The sequence below is a fragment of the Eubacterium sp. BL-380-WT-2B genome (assembly GCF_009696115.1).
GTDB classification, from domain to species: domain Bacteria; phylum Bacillota; class Clostridia; order Eubacteriales; family Eubacteriaceae; genus Eubacterium; species Eubacterium callanderi.
This window is the reverse complement of the sequence record NZ_VUMP01000006.1, coordinates 114,048-130,700: the sequence shown is the minus strand read 5'-3', so window position 1 is coordinate 130,700 and position 16,653 is coordinate 114,048. Positions and strand designations below refer to the sequence as shown.

At 46.7% G+C, this 16,653-nt stretch carries 14 protein-coding genes and 1 riboswitch; of the genes, 9 read left to right on the top strand and 5 right to left on the bottom strand.

Features of this window, described 5'->3' with window-relative positions; genetic code table 11:
- Positions 1-47: 47 nt before the first annotated feature.
- A complete protein-coding gene (gene pyk, locus FYJ53_RS13065; RefSeq protein WP_013381358.1) occupies positions 48-1,790 on the top strand; it encodes a pyruvate kinase in 1,743 nt (580 codons plus the stop codon).
- A gap of 60 nt (positions 1,791-1,850) precedes the next feature.
- On the opposite strand, the gene FYJ53_RS13060 is transcribed toward pyk, so the two are convergent.
- The 5 genes from FYJ53_RS13060 to FYJ53_RS13040 form a co-directional block, all read right to left on the bottom strand.
- The gene (locus FYJ53_RS13060) at positions 1,851-3,113 is read right to left on the bottom strand and encodes an HlyC/CorC family transporter (protein WP_013381357.1); all 1,263 of its coding nucleotides are present in this window, start codon (positions 3,111-3,113) and stop codon (positions 1,851-1,853) included.
- A gap of 136 nt (positions 3,114-3,249) precedes the next feature.
- A complete protein-coding gene (locus tag FYJ53_RS13055) occupies positions 3,250-4,398 on the bottom strand; it encodes a hypothetical protein (RefSeq protein WP_038350662.1) in 1,149 nt (382 codons plus the stop codon).
- On the bottom strand, positions 4,385-6,187 hold the full coding sequence (locus FYJ53_RS13050) for an ATP-binding protein (protein ID WP_154557370.1): 1,803 nt from the start codon (positions 6,185-6,187) through the stop codon (positions 4,385-4,387). Before FYJ53_RS13050 ends, FYJ53_RS13055 begins: the two co-directional genes overlap by 14 nt.
- Positions 6,187-6,873, bottom strand: a complete 687-nt coding sequence (locus FYJ53_RS13045; protein ID WP_013381354.1) for a response regulator transcription factor — start codon at positions 6,871-6,873, stop codon at positions 6,187-6,189. The genes FYJ53_RS13050 and FYJ53_RS13045 overlap by 1 nt, the downstream gene beginning before the upstream one ends.
- Before the next feature lie 52 nt (positions 6,874-6,925).
- Positions 6,926-7,636 (bottom strand): tRNA 2-thiocytidine(32) synthetase TtcA, encoded by a 711-nt coding sequence (locus FYJ53_RS13040; RefSeq protein WP_013381353.1) that lies wholly within the window; start codon positions 7,634-7,636, stop codon positions 6,926-6,928.
- A gap of 223 nt (positions 7,637-7,859) precedes the next feature.
- Here FYJ53_RS13040 and FYJ53_RS13035 point away from each other — a divergent pair, with 223 nt between their 5' ends.
- The 8 genes from FYJ53_RS13035 to FYJ53_RS13000 all read left to right on the top strand — a co-directional run bounded on the left by FYJ53_RS13035 (position 7,860) and on the right by FYJ53_RS13000 (position 16,608).
- Positions 7,860-8,351, top strand: a complete 492-nt coding sequence (locus FYJ53_RS13035; RefSeq protein ID WP_013381352.1) for a small multi-drug export protein — start codon at positions 7,860-7,862, stop codon at positions 8,349-8,351.
- A 4-nt stretch (positions 8,352-8,355) separates the two neighbouring features.
- A complete protein-coding gene (locus FYJ53_RS13030) occupies positions 8,356-9,153 on the top strand; it encodes a Cof-type HAD-IIB family hydrolase (protein ID WP_013381351.1) in 798 nt (265 codons plus the stop codon).
- A gap of 307 nt (positions 9,154-9,460) precedes the next feature.
- Entirely contained in the window at positions 9,461-10,693 is a 1,233-nt protein-coding gene (locus tag FYJ53_RS13025; protein ID WP_013381350.1) for an aminopeptidase P N-terminal domain-containing protein, read from the top strand.
- A gap of 77 nt (positions 10,694-10,770) precedes the next feature.
- Positions 10,771-10,866: riboswitch (SAM riboswitch) on the top strand.
- A gap of 118 nt (positions 10,867-10,984) precedes the next feature.
- Complete coding sequence (gene metK, locus FYJ53_RS13020; protein WP_041689901.1) at positions 10,985-12,166, top strand: methionine adenosyltransferase; 1,182 nt, start codon at positions 10,985-10,987, stop codon at positions 12,164-12,166.
- Positions 12,167-12,415: 249 nt separating this feature from the next.
- Positions 12,416-13,105 carry a cell division ATP-binding protein FtsE gene (gene ftsE / locus FYJ53_RS13015; protein ID WP_013381348.1) on the top strand — a complete coding sequence of 230 codons (690 nt, stop codon included), beginning with the start codon at positions 12,416-12,418 and terminating at the stop codon, positions 13,103-13,105.
- The gene (gene ftsX, locus FYJ53_RS13010) at positions 13,095-14,012 is read left to right on the top strand and encodes a permease-like cell division protein FtsX (protein ID WP_013381347.1); all 918 of its coding nucleotides are present in this window, start codon (positions 13,095-13,097) and stop codon (positions 14,010-14,012) included. Before ftsE ends, ftsX begins: the two co-directional genes overlap by 11 nt.
- A gap of 23 nt (positions 14,013-14,035) precedes the next feature.
- On the top strand, positions 14,036-15,289 hold the full coding sequence (locus tag FYJ53_RS13005; RefSeq protein ID WP_013381346.1) for a murein hydrolase activator EnvC: 1,254 nt from the start codon (positions 14,036-14,038) through the stop codon (positions 15,287-15,289).
- A 119-nt stretch (positions 15,290-15,408) separates the two neighbouring features.
- Complete coding sequence (locus tag FYJ53_RS13000) at positions 15,409-16,608, top strand: S41 family peptidase (RefSeq protein ID WP_154557369.1); 1,200 nt, start codon at positions 15,409-15,411, stop codon at positions 16,606-16,608.
- Positions 16,609-16,653 lie beyond the last annotated feature (45 nt).

The following is a 16,653-nucleotide window of genomic DNA, read 5'->3' as shown; positions in this document are numbered from 1 at the left end:
TCAAGAAGTTTGACATAAATAATAATATAAAGTGAGGTTATAACAGTATGAAGAAAACAAAAATGGTGTGCACCCTTGGGCCTGCATCCGATTCAAAAGAGATTTTAACCAAGATGATCCAGGGCGGGCTGAATGTAGCGCGTTTGAACTTTTCCCACGGAAGCCACGAAGAGCATGCGGGAAGAATCCAGAGAATTAAGGAAGTACGTAAGGAGCTGAATATTCCAGTTGCGCTGATGCTGGACACTAAAGGCCCTGAAATCCGTACCGGGGATTTAAAAGAAGGAAAGGTTACCCTTGAAACCGGTAAAAAGATTGTGCTGACCTCAGAACAGATCGAGGGAGATGCAGACCGCGTCAGTGTCAGCTATGAAGGGCTGCCTGATGACCTGTCTGTAGGAAACAAAATTTTGATTGACGACGGACTGATCGAACTGAATGTTGACCGTATTGACGGAACAGAAATTTATTGCAGCATCGACAATGGCGGCGTACTGGGCTCTAAAAAGAGCGTCAATATTCCAAATGTCGAAATCAATCTCCCAGGTCTGACTCCAAAGGATGAAAGTGATTTAATCTTTGGGATCAAGCAGAAAGTCGATTTTGTGGCAGCGTCCTTTGTGCGCAAGCCACAGGATGTTATCGCGATCCGTAAGGTTCTCGAAAATAACGGCGGTGGAAATATCCAGATTATTTCTAAAATTGAAAACCGCGAAGGCGTTGAAAAAATTGACCGCATCTTAGCTGTTTCGGATGGTATTATGGTGGCCAGAGGGGATCTTGGTGTCGAAATCCCGGCCGAGGAAGTGCCACTGGTACAGAAAAGCATTATTAAAAAATGTAATCTTCTGGGTAAGCCGGTTATCACAGCCACACAGATGCTGGATTCCATGATCCGCAACCCGAGACCAACAAGAGCCGAAGTCGGAGATGTTGCCAACGCAGTGTTTGATGGTACAGATGCAGTAATGCTTTCCGGTGAAACCGCAGCGGGCGCTTATCCGGTACAGGCTGTTGAAACCATGGCAAATATTGTGGAAAAAACTGAACGCTCTGAAGAATACATCAATCGTCAAAAACCAGAACACGGTGAACTGACCATAACCAATGCGGTAAGTGAAGCAGCTGTTCAGATTGCGGCGAACCTGGACGCAACAGCTATTATTGCGGCGACTTCTTCTGGACATACACCGCGTATGCTGTCTAAATACCGCCCAGAATGCACTATTTTAGCCGTCAGTGATAAAGTATCCACTGTCCGCCGTTTAACCCTTTCCTGGGGCGTTTACTGCATGTATATGACAGAGCTCAGAGATACAGATTCCATGGTGCACGATTCTGTACAGGCAGCTGTAGAGCTGGGCGTTGTCAAGATTGGTGATCTGGCTGTTGTAGCTGCTGGTGTGCCGCTTGGTGTACAGGGCAACACCAATATGATAAAAGTCCATACTGTGGGCAATGCAATTATGAGTGGCATTGGTATCGGCGATAAGCCTGTAACAGGCTATGCAAAATTGATTAATGAAGATAACGCTTCCGAATTCAAGGAAGGGGATATTCTGGTTGTCAAATCCTTATCACCGGATATTTCATGGATTCTGGATAAGGCAGCGGCCATTATTACCGAAGAAGGCGGCCTGAGTTCTGAAGGCGCCATCGCCGGATTACACTATAATATCCCGGTAATCGTCGGTGTCGAAAAAGCCCTTGAAATCATTGGACATGGTAAGCTGATCTCTGTTGATCCAAAGCGTGGGATGGTTTATCAGGGTAAGGTTCGCATGGTTTAAGTTGAAAAGTGAAATAAAAAAGAGCGTGCATTTTGCAGGCTCTTTTTTAATGGATCAAATTTAAGAATCGGTTTCGGTTTCTTCCAGCCGGACAATCTTGATTTCAAGAACACACTTCAGGCTGGCTTTTGTGATGGTAACAGCGAGATTTTCATAGGTGAAGGTATCGCCGACCTTTGGTATATGGCCAAGCAAGTCAACGACCCAGCCGTTTACCGTATTAGAGTCAAGATCCTTATTTTGAAACTGAATATTGAAATATTCAAACATATCAATAAGATTGGCATGGCAGGAAACCAGGGTGGTATGCTCATCCAGTGGTTTGAAAACCTCCACAATCTGGTCGTGTTCATCCCAGATGTCGCCCACAAGCTCTTCCAGGATATCTTCAAGGGTGACAAGCCCAAAGGTGCCGCCGAACTCATCCGCGACAATGGCCATATGGGTTTTGGATTTTTGAAGCAGGCGCAGCAGGGTTGAGATTTTCATGTTTTCGCTGGCATATACCACATCGGCCACAATTCCCTGAATGGAAGTGATACCGTGGTTGATCAGTGAATGGAAATCCTTCTCGTGGATCATACCGACAATATTATCAATACTTTTAATATAGACCGGGAGTCTGGAGTAACCGGTGGTTGAAAAAAGCTGTTCTATTTCATCCAGAGGTGTTTCGAGGTCAATGGCAGTGATATCGACTCTGGGAATGGCAATATCCCCGGCGCTGAGGTCATCAAATTCAATGGCGGAACGGATCAGCTCGCTCTCATGTTCGTCCAAAACCCCTTCGTTTTGAGCTTCATCCACAATGGTTTTTAATTCCTCATCGGTAATGCTGGGGCCGTCAGAAGATTTGAAAAATTTTGACAGCAGTCTTTTCCATTGGGAAAAGACAAAGGTCAGGGGCGTCAGAAGATAAATAAAAAAATTTAAAATCGGCGCTGAAAAAATAGAAAACTTTTCAGGGCTCTCCTTAGCCATACTCTTGGGGGAAATTTCTCCAAAAATCAAGACAAGAATGGTCATGACCACAGTGGAGATGGTGACGCCCAGATCACCAAAATGTCTGGTGAAAAGAACAGTTGCCAGCGAAGCTGAGGTAATGTTCACAATATTGTTGCCAATGAGAATGGTTGAGAGCATTTTGTCGTAGTCTTTGCTGATATTCAGTACCAGAGCTGCTTTCTTATTGCCTTCAGCTGCCATGTTTTTCATGCGGATTTTGTTAAAAGTCGAAAAGGCTGTTTCGGTGGCCGAAAAATAGGCCGACATTAAAATAAGCAGTGCGAGCACAAACATCATTATTAGACTGCTACTGTCCATAAAATAAATTTTCCTCCTGAAATGTATTCGTTATTATATCCTATTATAGCATAGTCAGCCGTTCTTTTGTTAAAAACGTGCACAGATATTTATAAAGAAAATGCCCGGGTACCTTGCTGATATCCGGGCGTTAGGATTAGTTGATGTTATAGTCGATTTTGTAAATCTGTGAAATGGGCTGTCCCTTGGTGTCGCTGGTGGCTGTTTCTCTTTTTTTCTCAATAGAGAAATAGATTGTGGACTTATAGGGGTGTGCAATAATTGCCGAGGTCAGGGTGAGCGGGGCGGATATCTGCAGCTTGTTTTTTCCGTTTGCATCCATGATCCAGATGGACTGGGAAGTCTTGGTATTGATGCTGGAAAACTGTGTGTACAGAATTTTCTCCCCGTTGGGCGTATACGCTGCCGAAGTGAAATTCCCCTCACTGACAACGGAGGGCTGAGCGCCTTTGCTGATGCTGTAGCTCATGATCCGGTTGGAGTCGCCATAGTTCTGCGTATAGATAATGCTGCCATTCTGGCGGTTAATATCAAAATTTATAACATTTTCATCAATCAGAGTGGAGCTGAGCTCATCACTTCCGTCTTTTATCTCAGACAGATACAGGTTTGTTTTTTGATCATCGGTCGGGTCTGTGCCGGTGAAGATCACCGCATTATTTTTAGGATAATACTGGATATCATGGACGGGAATGCTGCGGACCGTGTGGTAAATGCGGCGGTCACCCTCTGAGGTTGCCATGACGATCTGATTATTGGAGTTGCTGTAAATAACGCTGCTGTCATCCACAATACAGATATTCGAGTTGACATTTTCCTCAGGTGAGGAAATCGTCTTTGTAACACTTTTGTCAATGGAGGTCCAGATAAGCTGGTTAGAGGATTTTTCATTTCCTGTGTCCATCCCCTTTTCCACATAGAAGACGCCTTTGGCGTATTCATCAAATTTGGCGGAAAGCTGGTGCTTTTCAGAATTGACAAAACTGGTCAGCTGGTTCTCGTTCTCACTCACCTTAAGCAAATTGATGTTATAGGTGATGGGCGGCGCCTCGGTTGTATTGAGTAACAGGAGGGTGCTCCCGTCGTAGGAAATATCCTGAACCGTTCCTGTTCCGATGTTTTCAAAGGAAAGAATCTCCATTTTACTCTGGGGGTTTTTTTGCTGAAGCAGTGTGTTGTTGAGGGCCAGCGGTTTATCCTGAGGTACCAGGAAGCTTCTGCAGCCACCGAGGAAAAAGGGAAGCGTGAGAAATAAAAGCAGCGCGATCCATTTATTCTTTTTCATTTTTTTCACCTCCGGCGAGCGCTTTTTCAATGACAGGCAAGGTTACAATCACGTTGGTACCTTCGCCGACCTGGCTGTCAACACGGATGGTACCATTGTGTTTCTCTACGATCTGTTTTACAAGGTAGAGACCAAGTCCGGCTCCACCCTCGCCCTCACTCCGGGCGCGGTCCTCATCGACACGGTAGAAGGCATTGAAAATGCGGTCCTTTTCCACGTCGGAGATACCAACACCGTAATCGCGGATTGAGACAACAATATTGCCGTCTTCGCGCGTAGAGACCACGTCGATAATATCCCCTTTGTCGGAGTATTTGATGGCGTTGTGTAAGACATTGATGAAGAGCTGTTGGAGCCGATCATAGTCGCCGAGTATTTCCGGCAGGTTTTCATCCGATTTATAATTGATCTCAATATCATTTTGACTGGATTTAATCTGCATTTGGTCAACCACATCGATGAGCAGGGCATGCAGGTCCAGGTTTGCTTTCTTAACATCAAATTCGATTTTATCGAATTGGTTCACATTCAGCAGATCATCCACAAGACGCAGCAGTCGATGGCCCTCGCGGTTGATGGTCGATAGTGAACGGTTTAGAATTTCAGGGTCCACAACCTGTCTCCGGGTGAGCATATCCGTATAGCCGATAATGGTTGTCAGCGGCGTCCGCAGCTCATGGGAAACAGAGCTGATAAATTTTTTCTGTTCGTTCTGAAACTGCTTGGTGGCGGTGACATTACGGATAATGATCATGTAGTTTTCTTCATAGCCGGCCTCCCGGATAGGGCTGCCGATAATGAGCAGGTTACGGCCGTTACAGTCAATTTCCTCTGATATGTGGTCCTTGCCGTTTTTAAGGTCATCAAACATATCCCGAAGGAAGGACTGGTACTGGAAGTCGTAGATTGTTTTGGGGTTGGATATGTTAAAGTAGGTTTTGATATAGGAATTGGACGTGATGATGTTGCCCTTTTTATCAATGGCCAGCAGCCCATCGTCGAGTGAAGCCAGAACACTGGCGAGGCGTTTACGCTCAGATTCCAGCTGAAGGATCACATTGTTGACATTCTGGGACATTTTGTTAAAAACCTGGGTAAGATCCCCAATCTCATCATCCCGGCTGTAGTGAACCATGACATTGTAGTTACCCTTGTTAATTTCGCTTGAGATGCGGGTCAGGTCCTTGATGGGCTGGACAAAATGCTTCGAAAAGGATAAGGTGACCACAACCAGAATAGTCAGGCCGAGAATCCCGCCGATGACAAACAAAAGCGTGCACAGACTGAGGAAGGAGTCCATATTGTCCAGTGAATAAATAAAACCGACGTAGCCAAGAAAATTATTGTCGATCTCAATTGGCGACACATAATAAAGAACACTGGCGTTGTCGATATTTTTTAAGGTCATAACCGGGCTGTCCTTTTGACGGGAAAGCTCAATCTCATTACTCAGGAATTGATTATCGGGGATTGAGACAGAGTCCGCGATGGCGCTGCCGGCAGCGTCGAAAAGAATAACACGGCTGTTTTCGAGCTGGGCAATACTTTTGCTGAAGGCCAGGCTGTTGTCAATATAGCGGGTCTCATTGGCCGCCTCGGAGGAACTGGCCTTTAGCTCCTGTCCGATGTAGAGCACGGCGTCCTGACTCATCACCCCGAGCTTATCCTTAGCCTGGTTGATATAGTAGTAGGTAACCCCCTGGATCACGCAGAAAATAACAATGATAAAGGTAGCGATAAAAAGGGCGATGTTGTAAACAATCATTCGCCCCCGGTAAGTCGTTTGCATTAGATTTTCCTCATTTTATATCCGATCCCAAAAACGGTTTGGATAAATTTATTGGGCTGCGTATCAATCTTGCGGCGGATACGCTGGACGTGCATGTCGACGGTCCGGGTATCGCCGTAATAATCGTAGCCCCAGATTTTTTCAAGCAGGGTATCCCGTGGAAAGACCTGCTCGAGATTGGAGGCCAGCAGATACAAAAGGTCGAATTCCTTTGGCGTTAGGTGTACTTCCTTGCCGTCAAGCAAAACGGTCCGTTCATCCGGCATGATGCTGAGAGGTCCATTCTTGATAACGGCATCGGTCTTTTTGGCGGCTGGGGCCTTGGTAGCGCGGCGGAGATGGGCCTTGATACGCGCCAGCAGCTCGCGGTTGTCAAAGGGCTTGGTCAGGTAATCATCAGCGCCCAGCTCAAGGCCGAGAACCTTGTCGATAATATCGGTTTTAGCAGTTAAAAGAATGATGGGAACATCCATCATCGGCGTCAGGGTTTTGCAGACATCGTAGCCATTGACCTTGGGCAGCATGATGTCCAGGACAATGAGGTCCGGCTCAAAGCTCTGGGCCTTTTCGATGGCCTCCTGGCCATCATAGGCGGTCTCTACCTGATAGCCCTCAAAGTCTAACTCCATTTTGATTAAATCTACGATGGCGGCTTCGTCATCGACAACTAAAATTTTTTCGTTCATGCTGTTCTCCTTCTATATAAATATCATGTAATATAATGTGTCGTAAAAGTGATCAGAACCACAGGTGGAACTGTTCTTTGTTCTGGATGGCTTTCAGGATGCGGTCATCCAACTCTGGAATGGTCTTTCGGAGCTCTTTCATCATATCCTTCATGTCCTCACGTTTGGTATGGCCGTCGGCGGGGCAGGTGCTTTTAATGACGGGCAGCTCTTTGATCTCAGGATTATAGATAATATCCTTTTCCTTAACAAAGATTAAGGGACGGATCAGGGTGATATCTTTCCGGTCAAGATAGGTTACCGGTGAAAAGGTATTGATGCGGCCCTCATAAAAAAGACTCAGGAAAAAGGTCTCGATGGCGTCATCGGCATGGTGGCCGAGGGCAATTTTGCGGCAGCCCCGCTCAATGGCCAGGTCGTGCAGTGCGCCGCGCTTCATTCTGGCGCAGAGTGCGCAGGGATTCTTTTCCTGCCGGGCCTCAAAAACAATGGGGCCAATCTGTGTTTTTTTGATGGTGTAGGGAATGTCCAGCTCAGCGCAGAGCTGAACCAAGGGTTCAAAGTCCATTCCGCCAAAGCCCATATCCAGGGTAATGCCCTCCAGTTCAAAGGGAACTGGTGAGAAATATTGAAAGCGCTTCATGGCGACCAGCAGCGCAGTGCTGTCTTTACCACCAGACAGGCCTACTGCAATGCGGTCGCCCGGGCGTATCATTTCGTATTTTTCAACTGCTCTTCGCAAAGGTCCGAGGATCTTTTTCATGATGTCTCCTTTATATAACAAACTACTGGTATTTTACCATTATACAAAGGAAAAAACAAATTTTGCATCAGGTTTTTAGCTGAAAATAAAACTTTTGGAAAGCTTGTCAGTCGCCTTTATAGTTGTTTCGGATAGAAATTAATGTTATAATTTTAAATTGCATATTCCGATATTGGAAATGCTTAAGTTTTGATAAAGATGATTAAAAACAAAGGAGAAACGAATGTCCCAGGCGATTATTAATTTTTTTGCTTTTTTACCTGACTGGCTGGAGGTTTTCATTATTTCAGCCATCCCGATTGTTGAACTCAGAGGTGCGATTCCATGGGGAACCCTGGTGCTGCATATGCCTTATTTACAGGTTTTTCTGTTATCCTGGCTTGGAAGCATTATTCCGGCGCCTTTTATACTGCTGTTTTTACCGGCGGTCTTAAAATGGATGCGCGGTACCAAGATTTTCGGCCCTTTCGCCAACTGGCTGCATACAAGAGGGATGAAAAAGTCACAGAAAATCACACAATACAAATTTTGGGGATTGATGATTTTCGTGGCCATTCCTCTGCCGGGTACTGGCGTCTGGACAGGCTGTCTTGCCGCGTCGCTCATTGAGATGGACTTTAAGCGCGGCATGCTGTCAGTTATTCTGGGCTCAGCCATCGCAGGTGTGATTGTAACAGCATTGTGTGCCCTTGGCCTTATGGCCGTTGGGGGATGATGATATGGTTCGTTTGATTGCCCTTGATCTCGACGACACCCTTCTGACAACAGACAAGCAGATTTCCCGCAAAAACCGGGAAGCGCTGAAGGCGTGTATGGACAGGGGAATCCGGGTGGTTACAGCAAGCGGACGGTTCAATGAATCACAGCTGGTGTTCATTAAGAATGTTGGACTGGGGCTCGAAAAAGAATACCACGTCGGCGACGGCGGTGGGACAATTTTTAATGAGGATAAAATTTTAAAGGTAATGGGCGCCATTGACAAAAGCCGGTATCTCAGCGTTTTAAGCCAGACCCGGGAGCTCAAGGTGCCCTGCTTTGTGGCCACGAGCCACAATATGTTTTATGATATACCAGACCAGCCGCTGTGCCGAGTCTATGGAAAGGTGCCCGGTGTGCGCCGGCCGTATATTGAACAGCTGGAGGATCTTTCGGCAATCGAAAATGCCCTTAAGTTTGTGTTTTCCTATCAGTCTGAGGAAGAGCTTGAGCGGATCCAGTCGATCCGCTGTGATGGGACCATCACTTTTCACGCAGGGCGAAATCTCATGGAAATCACCATGGAGAGCCTGAACAAATTCGCGGCCCTTACGGAGTTGGCCGGGCTTTATGGCATTGCAACCGATGAAATGGCCTGTATTGGGGACAGCGAGAATGATATTCCGATGATCGAAGGCGCCGGGCTTGGGATGGCGGTCAAAAACGCCATGGACAGCGTTAAGAAGCATGCCGATATTGTTGGTGAGAAAACCAATGACGAGGATGGTGTGGCCTGGCTTTTAGAAAAGTATATATTGTAATAAAAAAGAGGCGTGGTGAAAAGCGCTGCCAGTTTTGCCTAAAGATCAAATTCAGCGCTGTGAATAACGGCCAGGAATCGTGCGGTACTACCGTAATAGCCGGACACTGGTGAGATAAAGCATTTGCTTTAGTCAATAAGCTGCCGGTGAGAGGGTAGCGTCCGCAGAACGCTTTTGTCTTCCTTAGGTAAAAGGTTTCGTCTCTCAGGTTTTTTGACAGACTAAGATCAAATTCAGTATTGAATTTGGTCTTTTTTATGTTTACAATAGACCTTGGTGACAAAATAATGAAAAAGGAAGTGTGAAAATGCCATTATCACAGAATTTTTATAGACAAACCCGCAGGGAATTAGGCGAAAAGCTGGAGCCGGAAAGCCTGGCGATCATCTATTCTGGACGGGCAGTTCAGCAGTCTTTGGACGCGGACTATCCCTTTTATACCGATAACAACTTTTATTATCTGACCGGCATTGAGGAGCCTGATGTGACCCTTTTGATGAAAAAGGATGCAGGCGGCGAGGTTTCGGAGTGTTTATTCATTGATGAGCCAGACCCCTTCAAGGAAAAATGGGTAGGTGCTAAGATCAGTATTGAAGAAGCTCAGGCGTTGTCTGGCATTAAAGATGTTCGCTATAATACTGAGCTGGAGTCTTTTATTTTACAGGAAACCCGTTTTGATAACCTGTATTTCGATTTTACCATGCCCAAGCACCAGAGTTTTGCAACCAGCGACCCGCAGATCAAGCTGCTGTTCGCGGATATGGAGCTTCAAAATCTTCAGCCCTATCTGACCGCCATGCGGCTGATTAAAAAGCCCGAGGAAGTCCAGGCGCTGCGTGATGCCATTGAGATAACTGCGAAGGGGATTGACGCTATTCTTGAAAATCTGAAACCGGATATGAAGGAATACCAGATTCAGGCGGTTTTTGAATATACCATCAATATGATGGGCGCCCAGGGAGTTTCCTTCCAGACTATTGCGGCCTCAGGAAAAAGCGCTACGGTGCTGCATTATATTAAAAACCAGGCGACCATGAAGGGAAGCGACATGGTGCTTCTGGACCTGGGGGCCCGCTACAAGGGCTATTGCGGCGATATCAGCCGAACCTTCCCGGTTTCAGGAACATATACCGATGAACAGGCCACGGTCTACAATATGGTTCTCGAGGCCCAGAGAGAGCTGATCCAGATGTACCAGCCCGGTGCAAAAATGCTGGATATCCAACAGGCAACCAAGGATATTTTTCTTGAGAAATGTTTAAAAAACAACATCGTGCCTAAAAATAAGGACATCAATGAATTCTATTACCACGGTATCGGCCATTCGCTGGGGCTGGATACCCACGACACCAACGATAAGCGGGAATACATCCTGGAGCCTGGCATGGTCATCACCTGCGAGCCCGGTCTTTACATTGCCGAAATGGGGATGGGCGTGCGGATCGAGGATGATATACTCGTGACAGAAAACGGGCCGGAAAACCTGTCGCCGCAGATTCCAAAGGATATTAATGTTATTGAAAAGCGGATGAAGGGATAAGCTCTTTTGTTTTTTTAATGAAAGGGGCTTGACAAAATTGCCCTGTAGGTTTATCCTATTACAAGTAATTGAATATTTACCTATCCAGAGAGGTGGAGGGACAGGCCCGATGAAACCCGGCAACCAGCATAAGCATGGTGCCAATACCTGCAGTTAAACTGTAATGATGGGGTTTTTGAACGAATCTAACCCCATGCGCGCATGGGGTTCATTTTATTTAAGGATTTGAAAAATCTGTGATCTTTATCAAGGGTAAATAGAATTACGACAATACAAATTTTTAAGGAGCGAATGATGAAACAATTATTTACCTCAGAATCCGTTACTGAAGGCCATCCGGATAAAATCTGTGACCAGATCTCCGATGCGGTGCTGGACGCGATCATCGAACAGGACCCAATGGCCCGCGTTGCCTGTGAAACGTCCGTATCAACCGGTTTGGTTTTAGTGGCGGGCGAAATCACCACCAACTGTTATGCAGACATTCCCAAAATTGTCCGTGAAACCATCCGCGGTATCGGCTATGACCGGGCGAAATATGGCTTCGACTGTGAAACCTGCGCGGTTTTAACCTCCATTGACGAACAGTCCTCAGATATTGCCATGGGCGTTGACAAGGCCCTTGAAGCAAAGGAAGGAAAGCTGGAAGAAGAAGACCTGGCTACCGGCGCTGGGGACCAGGGCATGATGTTCGGCTTTGCGTGCAACGAAACACCAGAGCTCATGCCAATGCCAATCTCTCTGGCGCACAAGCTGGCTAAAAAGCTATCTGATGTACGCAAACAGGGTGTTGTCGATTACCTGAGACCAGATGGAAAATCTCAGGTGACCGTTGAGTACAACGACGGCGTACCCACCAGAGTGGACACCGTGGTCATCTCCACTCAGCACAGCGCAGATGTGGACGCTGCTACTATCCGTGAGGATATGATCGAAAAAGTTATTAAACCCGTAATTGACCCATCACTTTTGGATGAAAATACTAAATATTTTATCAACCCGACCGGCCGTTTTGTCATCGGCGGACCGCAGGGTGACGCCGGCTTAACCGGACGTAAAATTATCGTAGATACCTATGGTGGATACGGACGCCATGGCGGCGGTGCTTTCTCAGGAAAGGATCCGACAAAGGTTGACCGCTCTGCGGCTTACGCAGCCCGTTACGTTGCCAAAAACATTGTGGCGGCAGGGCTGGCGGATAAATGTGAGGTCCAGCTTGCCTATGCCATCGGTGTGGCTGAACCGGTATCCGTTTTTGTTGATACCTTTGGAACCGGCAAGGTTGCCGACGATAAAATTGCAGAGCTGGTAAGAAAGCATTTTGATCTAAGACCAGCCGCCATCATCAAGAATCTTGACCTGAGGAAACCGATCTACAAGCAGGTGGCCGCTTATGGTCATTTTGGCAGAAACGACCTGGATTTACCCTGGGAAAAAACCGACGTCGCAGAAAAATTAAAAGCGGAAGTTTAAAACAGAGGATCACAGCTGAAAAGTTGTGATCCTTTATCTTTTTGTTTCTTAAAAAGGATATAAAGTATCCAAAAATTAAGGCAAAGCGTGACCGTTTTGTGTATAATTAATGCATTCGAGTAATAATTTGAATACTTTTAGATAAAACTTGGATAGAAAATCTTGTTTTTGTGCGTTAAAAAGTATAAAATAAACTGTACAGCATCATTGGCAACTGCCAAAAGACCAAGCTGCTAGGAAGATGATTGAATGATTGAATTTATAAATGTTACAAAAACGTATGATAAAAATGAAAAAGACGCCTTAAAAAATGTAAACCTGTTTATTGATAAGGGCGAGTTTGTATTTCTGGTTGGCCGAAGCGGCGCCGGGAAGTCTACCTTTATCAAGCTCTTGCTCCGCGAAATCGACGCGAGTACCGGGACGGTTAAGATCAAGGGTCATGATATTTCCAAGCTTTCCAAAAAGGAGATTCCTTATCTTAGAAGAAAGCTGGGCGTGGTTTTCCAGGATTTCCGTCTGCTTGAAAATAAAAGTGTGTATGAAAATGTGGCTTACGCCATGGAGATCATTGGCCGGCCCGAGCGCAAGATCCGCAAAAAGGTGCCGCTGGCATTGGAAATGGTCGGGCTTTCACATCGGGCAAACCATTATCCCAATGAGCTCTCCGGCGGGGAACAGCAGCGTGTTGTTATCGCCAGAGCCATTATTAACAACCCAAGTATTCTGATCTGTGACGAACCGACAGGGAACCTTGACCCTGTGACATCGCGTGATATCATGCGTATTCTGGAAGAGATTAACAAGCATGGCACCACTGTGGTAGTTGTAACCCATGACAGTGAGATGGTTAATATTATGAAAAAAAGGGTATTAACCTTGGAAAATGGCTATCTCACCAGCGATGACGTCAAAGGACGGTACCGCAATGCGAAGTAATCACTGGAAAACAATGCCCCGGACGATCCTCCGCGATACAGCACAGAGCATGCAGCGAAACAGTCTTATGAGTATTGCGGCTGTTTTTTCCATCATTGCAGCGCTGATCATTTTGGGAATCTTTCTGGTGCTTACCATCAATATCCGTCAGGCGACGGCGAATGTGGAATCCCAGCTGGAAATGAAAATTTTTCTGAAGGTAGACTACACTGAAGAACAGCGCGCCAGCCTGGAACGGGATCTCAAGGCCAATCCTCTCATTTCTGAGGTTCGTTTTGAAACAAAGGACGAGGCTCTGGAAAATTTTTCAAGCTCACTGGACGACTACACAGGTCTTCTCAGTGATTTCAGTTCCGAGAACAACCCCATGCCCGCCTCTTTTATCATTCAGGTAAAAGACTCGGAAAGCATGGACGATGTTAAGGCTTTTGCTCTGACTTATCAGGACAAAGGGGTCGAATACGTAAAATACGGCGAGGAGTATATCAACGCTCTGCTGAATTTTAACCATTTTGCCAATACAATGAGCATCGTTGTGCTGATTGTCCTGTCAGTCATTTCATTATTTTTGATTTATAATACCATCAAGCTCACGGTGTTTGCACGCCGGAAGGAGATTGGTATCATGAAATATGTCGGCGCGACCGACGCATATATAAGAACGCCATTTGTCCTGGAGGGAACTTTTCTGGGGCTGATTGCGGCCGTTATGGCTGTGATGATCGTGCGTTTGGCTTATTACTATATATTGGGCATGCTCGGCGGCAGTGTACTGCTTCCCATGACCTCAGCATTGGCGACACCGGATCAGGTAATGGGTCAGCTGATCTTTTTCTTTACAGTTTATGGTGTGGTCATCGGTGCGGTAGGCAGTGTGTTCGCTATTCGAAAATTCTTAGACGTATAAAAAACAGGAGGGGACTTCAGAAAATGAAGAAGAAAATTTCTTTAATTGTAACGGCATTATTTTGTTTATCTTTATTTATTTCTCCGGTTTACGCAGCCACAAAAGACGAATTGCAGCAGCAAAAAGACGACGCGTCTGCAAAAAAAGAGGCTGCCCAGTACCAGGTGGATATGACCCAGAACACCATCGAAGGGATTCAGACTGAAATCAGCAAGGCTAACGCAGAGATCGACAGGATCAACGGCCAGATCAGTACTCTGGACGGACAGATCAATGATCTGACCGCTAATCTGGAAAGAACCACAGCCGAGCTGGAAGCGGCCGAAGAAAAACAGGCCAAACAGGAAGAAGAATTAAAAGAACGTGTCCGTGTCATGTATATGTACGGGAACGAAGGCTATATGCAGGTTCTTTTCTCAGCCACAGACTTCGCGGATTTCATCGCCAAGGCGGATATGATGAAATCCATCGTGCAGGCCGATAAAGACTGCGCAACAGCACTGGAAAAAACCCGTGCGGAGGTAGAAGAGAAAAAAGAAACCATTGAGACAAACAAAGCACAGGTAGAGCAGGCAAAGGCAGATCAGGAAACTGCCCTGCAAAGCCAGCAAAGTGTCAAGGCTCAGAAGGATGAGCTGTTAGCTAAGAACCAACAGGTAGTACAGCAGTATCAGGCAGAGGTTAATAAGCAGGATGAAATCCTGAAACAGGCCGATGCAGAGCTGGCAGTAATCGCTCAGCAGGAAGCTGAAGCTCTGGCAGCCCAGAGAGCACAGGAAGAAGCAGAGAGAGAGCAGGCGGCCCAGAATGGTTCTGGCGGTTCCGGCAGCGATGCGGACAGCGGCTCCTCCGGCGGCGGTAACGTCGTAGTTTCCAGCGGCTTTATGTGGCCGTTGCCAGGCAACTACACCATTACCAGCTGGTTTGGCTACCGTCCAGCTTCCGATACCAACGGTATTGGCTCCACCAATCACGGAGGAATGGACATTGCCGCCTCCACAGGCACACCGATCCATGCACCGGCTGGCGGTTATGTAACGAAGGCATCTTGGTATGGCGGCTATGGCAACTGTATCATGGTGGCCATGGACAATGGCGATACCCTGTTATTTGGCCATTTAAGCGGTTATAATGTGTCTTACGGCCAGCGTGTCAACCAGGGCGATATCATCGGCTATGTGGGCAGTACAGGCAATTCTACCGGACCACATCTGCATCTGAGCTACTTTGCGAATAACGTCACACCTGTAGATCCATGGGATTACATCTATTATTAAAATATTGACAGAATTTGGAAAGAATCGTCCGGTTCTTTCCTTTTTTATTGTTTATTTAAGGCTTTTAGTGTATTCTTTTCAGGTAAGTATTGACTCAAATTGATTTGAAAGGATTGACAATGGATAAAGGGCAGAGAAAAAAGCTCATCGTTATTGCGGTAATAGCGCTTATTGTTACAAATATTTTAACCTTTTGCCTGACAACAGGCGCCAATGTAGCGCTGGGCAATAAGGTGATTTTAAATGTTGACAGTACAGAAATGGCCGATGGACTTAAAAAACTGGTAAGCTTAAAAGGTCATATCGATAAGGAATATTATAAAGATATTGATGATACGACCCTGATGGAAGGGGCCATGAAGGGCATGTTTGAGTCCACAGGAGACCCCTACAGCGGCTATTATACTGAGGAAGAATTTCAGAAGCTGATGGAAAGCTCAACAGGCACCTACAGCGGCATTGGCGTGGTCGTGACTGAGGATGAAAGCGCGACGACCACAGTGGTTACCCCCTACAAGAACACCCCGGCGGGGGATGCGGGAATGCAGATTGGTGACAAAATCGTCAAGGTAAACGGTGAGGATGTCAGCGGAAAGGGATCCGAGTACACCGTAAGCCTGATGCGCGGCGATCCGGGCACTGAGGTGGAGGTAACCGTACTGAGGGACGGACAGGAACAGACCTTTAACCTGACGCGTCAGAGCATTGACACCCCAACAGTGGACTCCAAAGTCATTGACGGCATTGGCTATATTTCTATTTCGGAATTTACCAATAAAACCTCTGAGGGTTTTAACGCTGAGCTTGAAAATCTTCTGAGCCAGCATATCAGCGGGCTCATTATTGATCTTCGCTATAACGGCGGCGGTGTGGTTACCTCCGCGGTGGCAGTGGCAGACCGGCTGCTGGGCGATACGACGGTGGTCTACACGGTTGACAAAGACGGCAGCCGGAAGGACTATACCTCGACCGGGGAGGTGAAGCTGGACCTGCCGATGGCCGTACTCGTTAACGAAGGAACCGCCAGCTCCTCCGAGATCCTGTCTGGGGCGATACAGGATACCGGGGCTGGACAGCTTATAGGAACACAAACATTCGGTAAAGGCATTGTCCAGGAGGTTGTGCCCCTCAAGGATAAGAGCGGCTACAAGCTCACCAATGCGGAATACTTTACACCGAACGGCCGGAACATTAACGAAAAGGGCCTGACGCCCGACGTGGCTGTTTCCCAGAACGAGGCCTATAAGAACACGCTGAACGTCCCGGAAGACCAGGATTTACAGCTTCAGAAGGCACTTGAGATTTTAAAGGGTAAGTAAACAGGAGGGGAGGATCGGAGTTTTAAAACTTCGATCCTTTTTTCT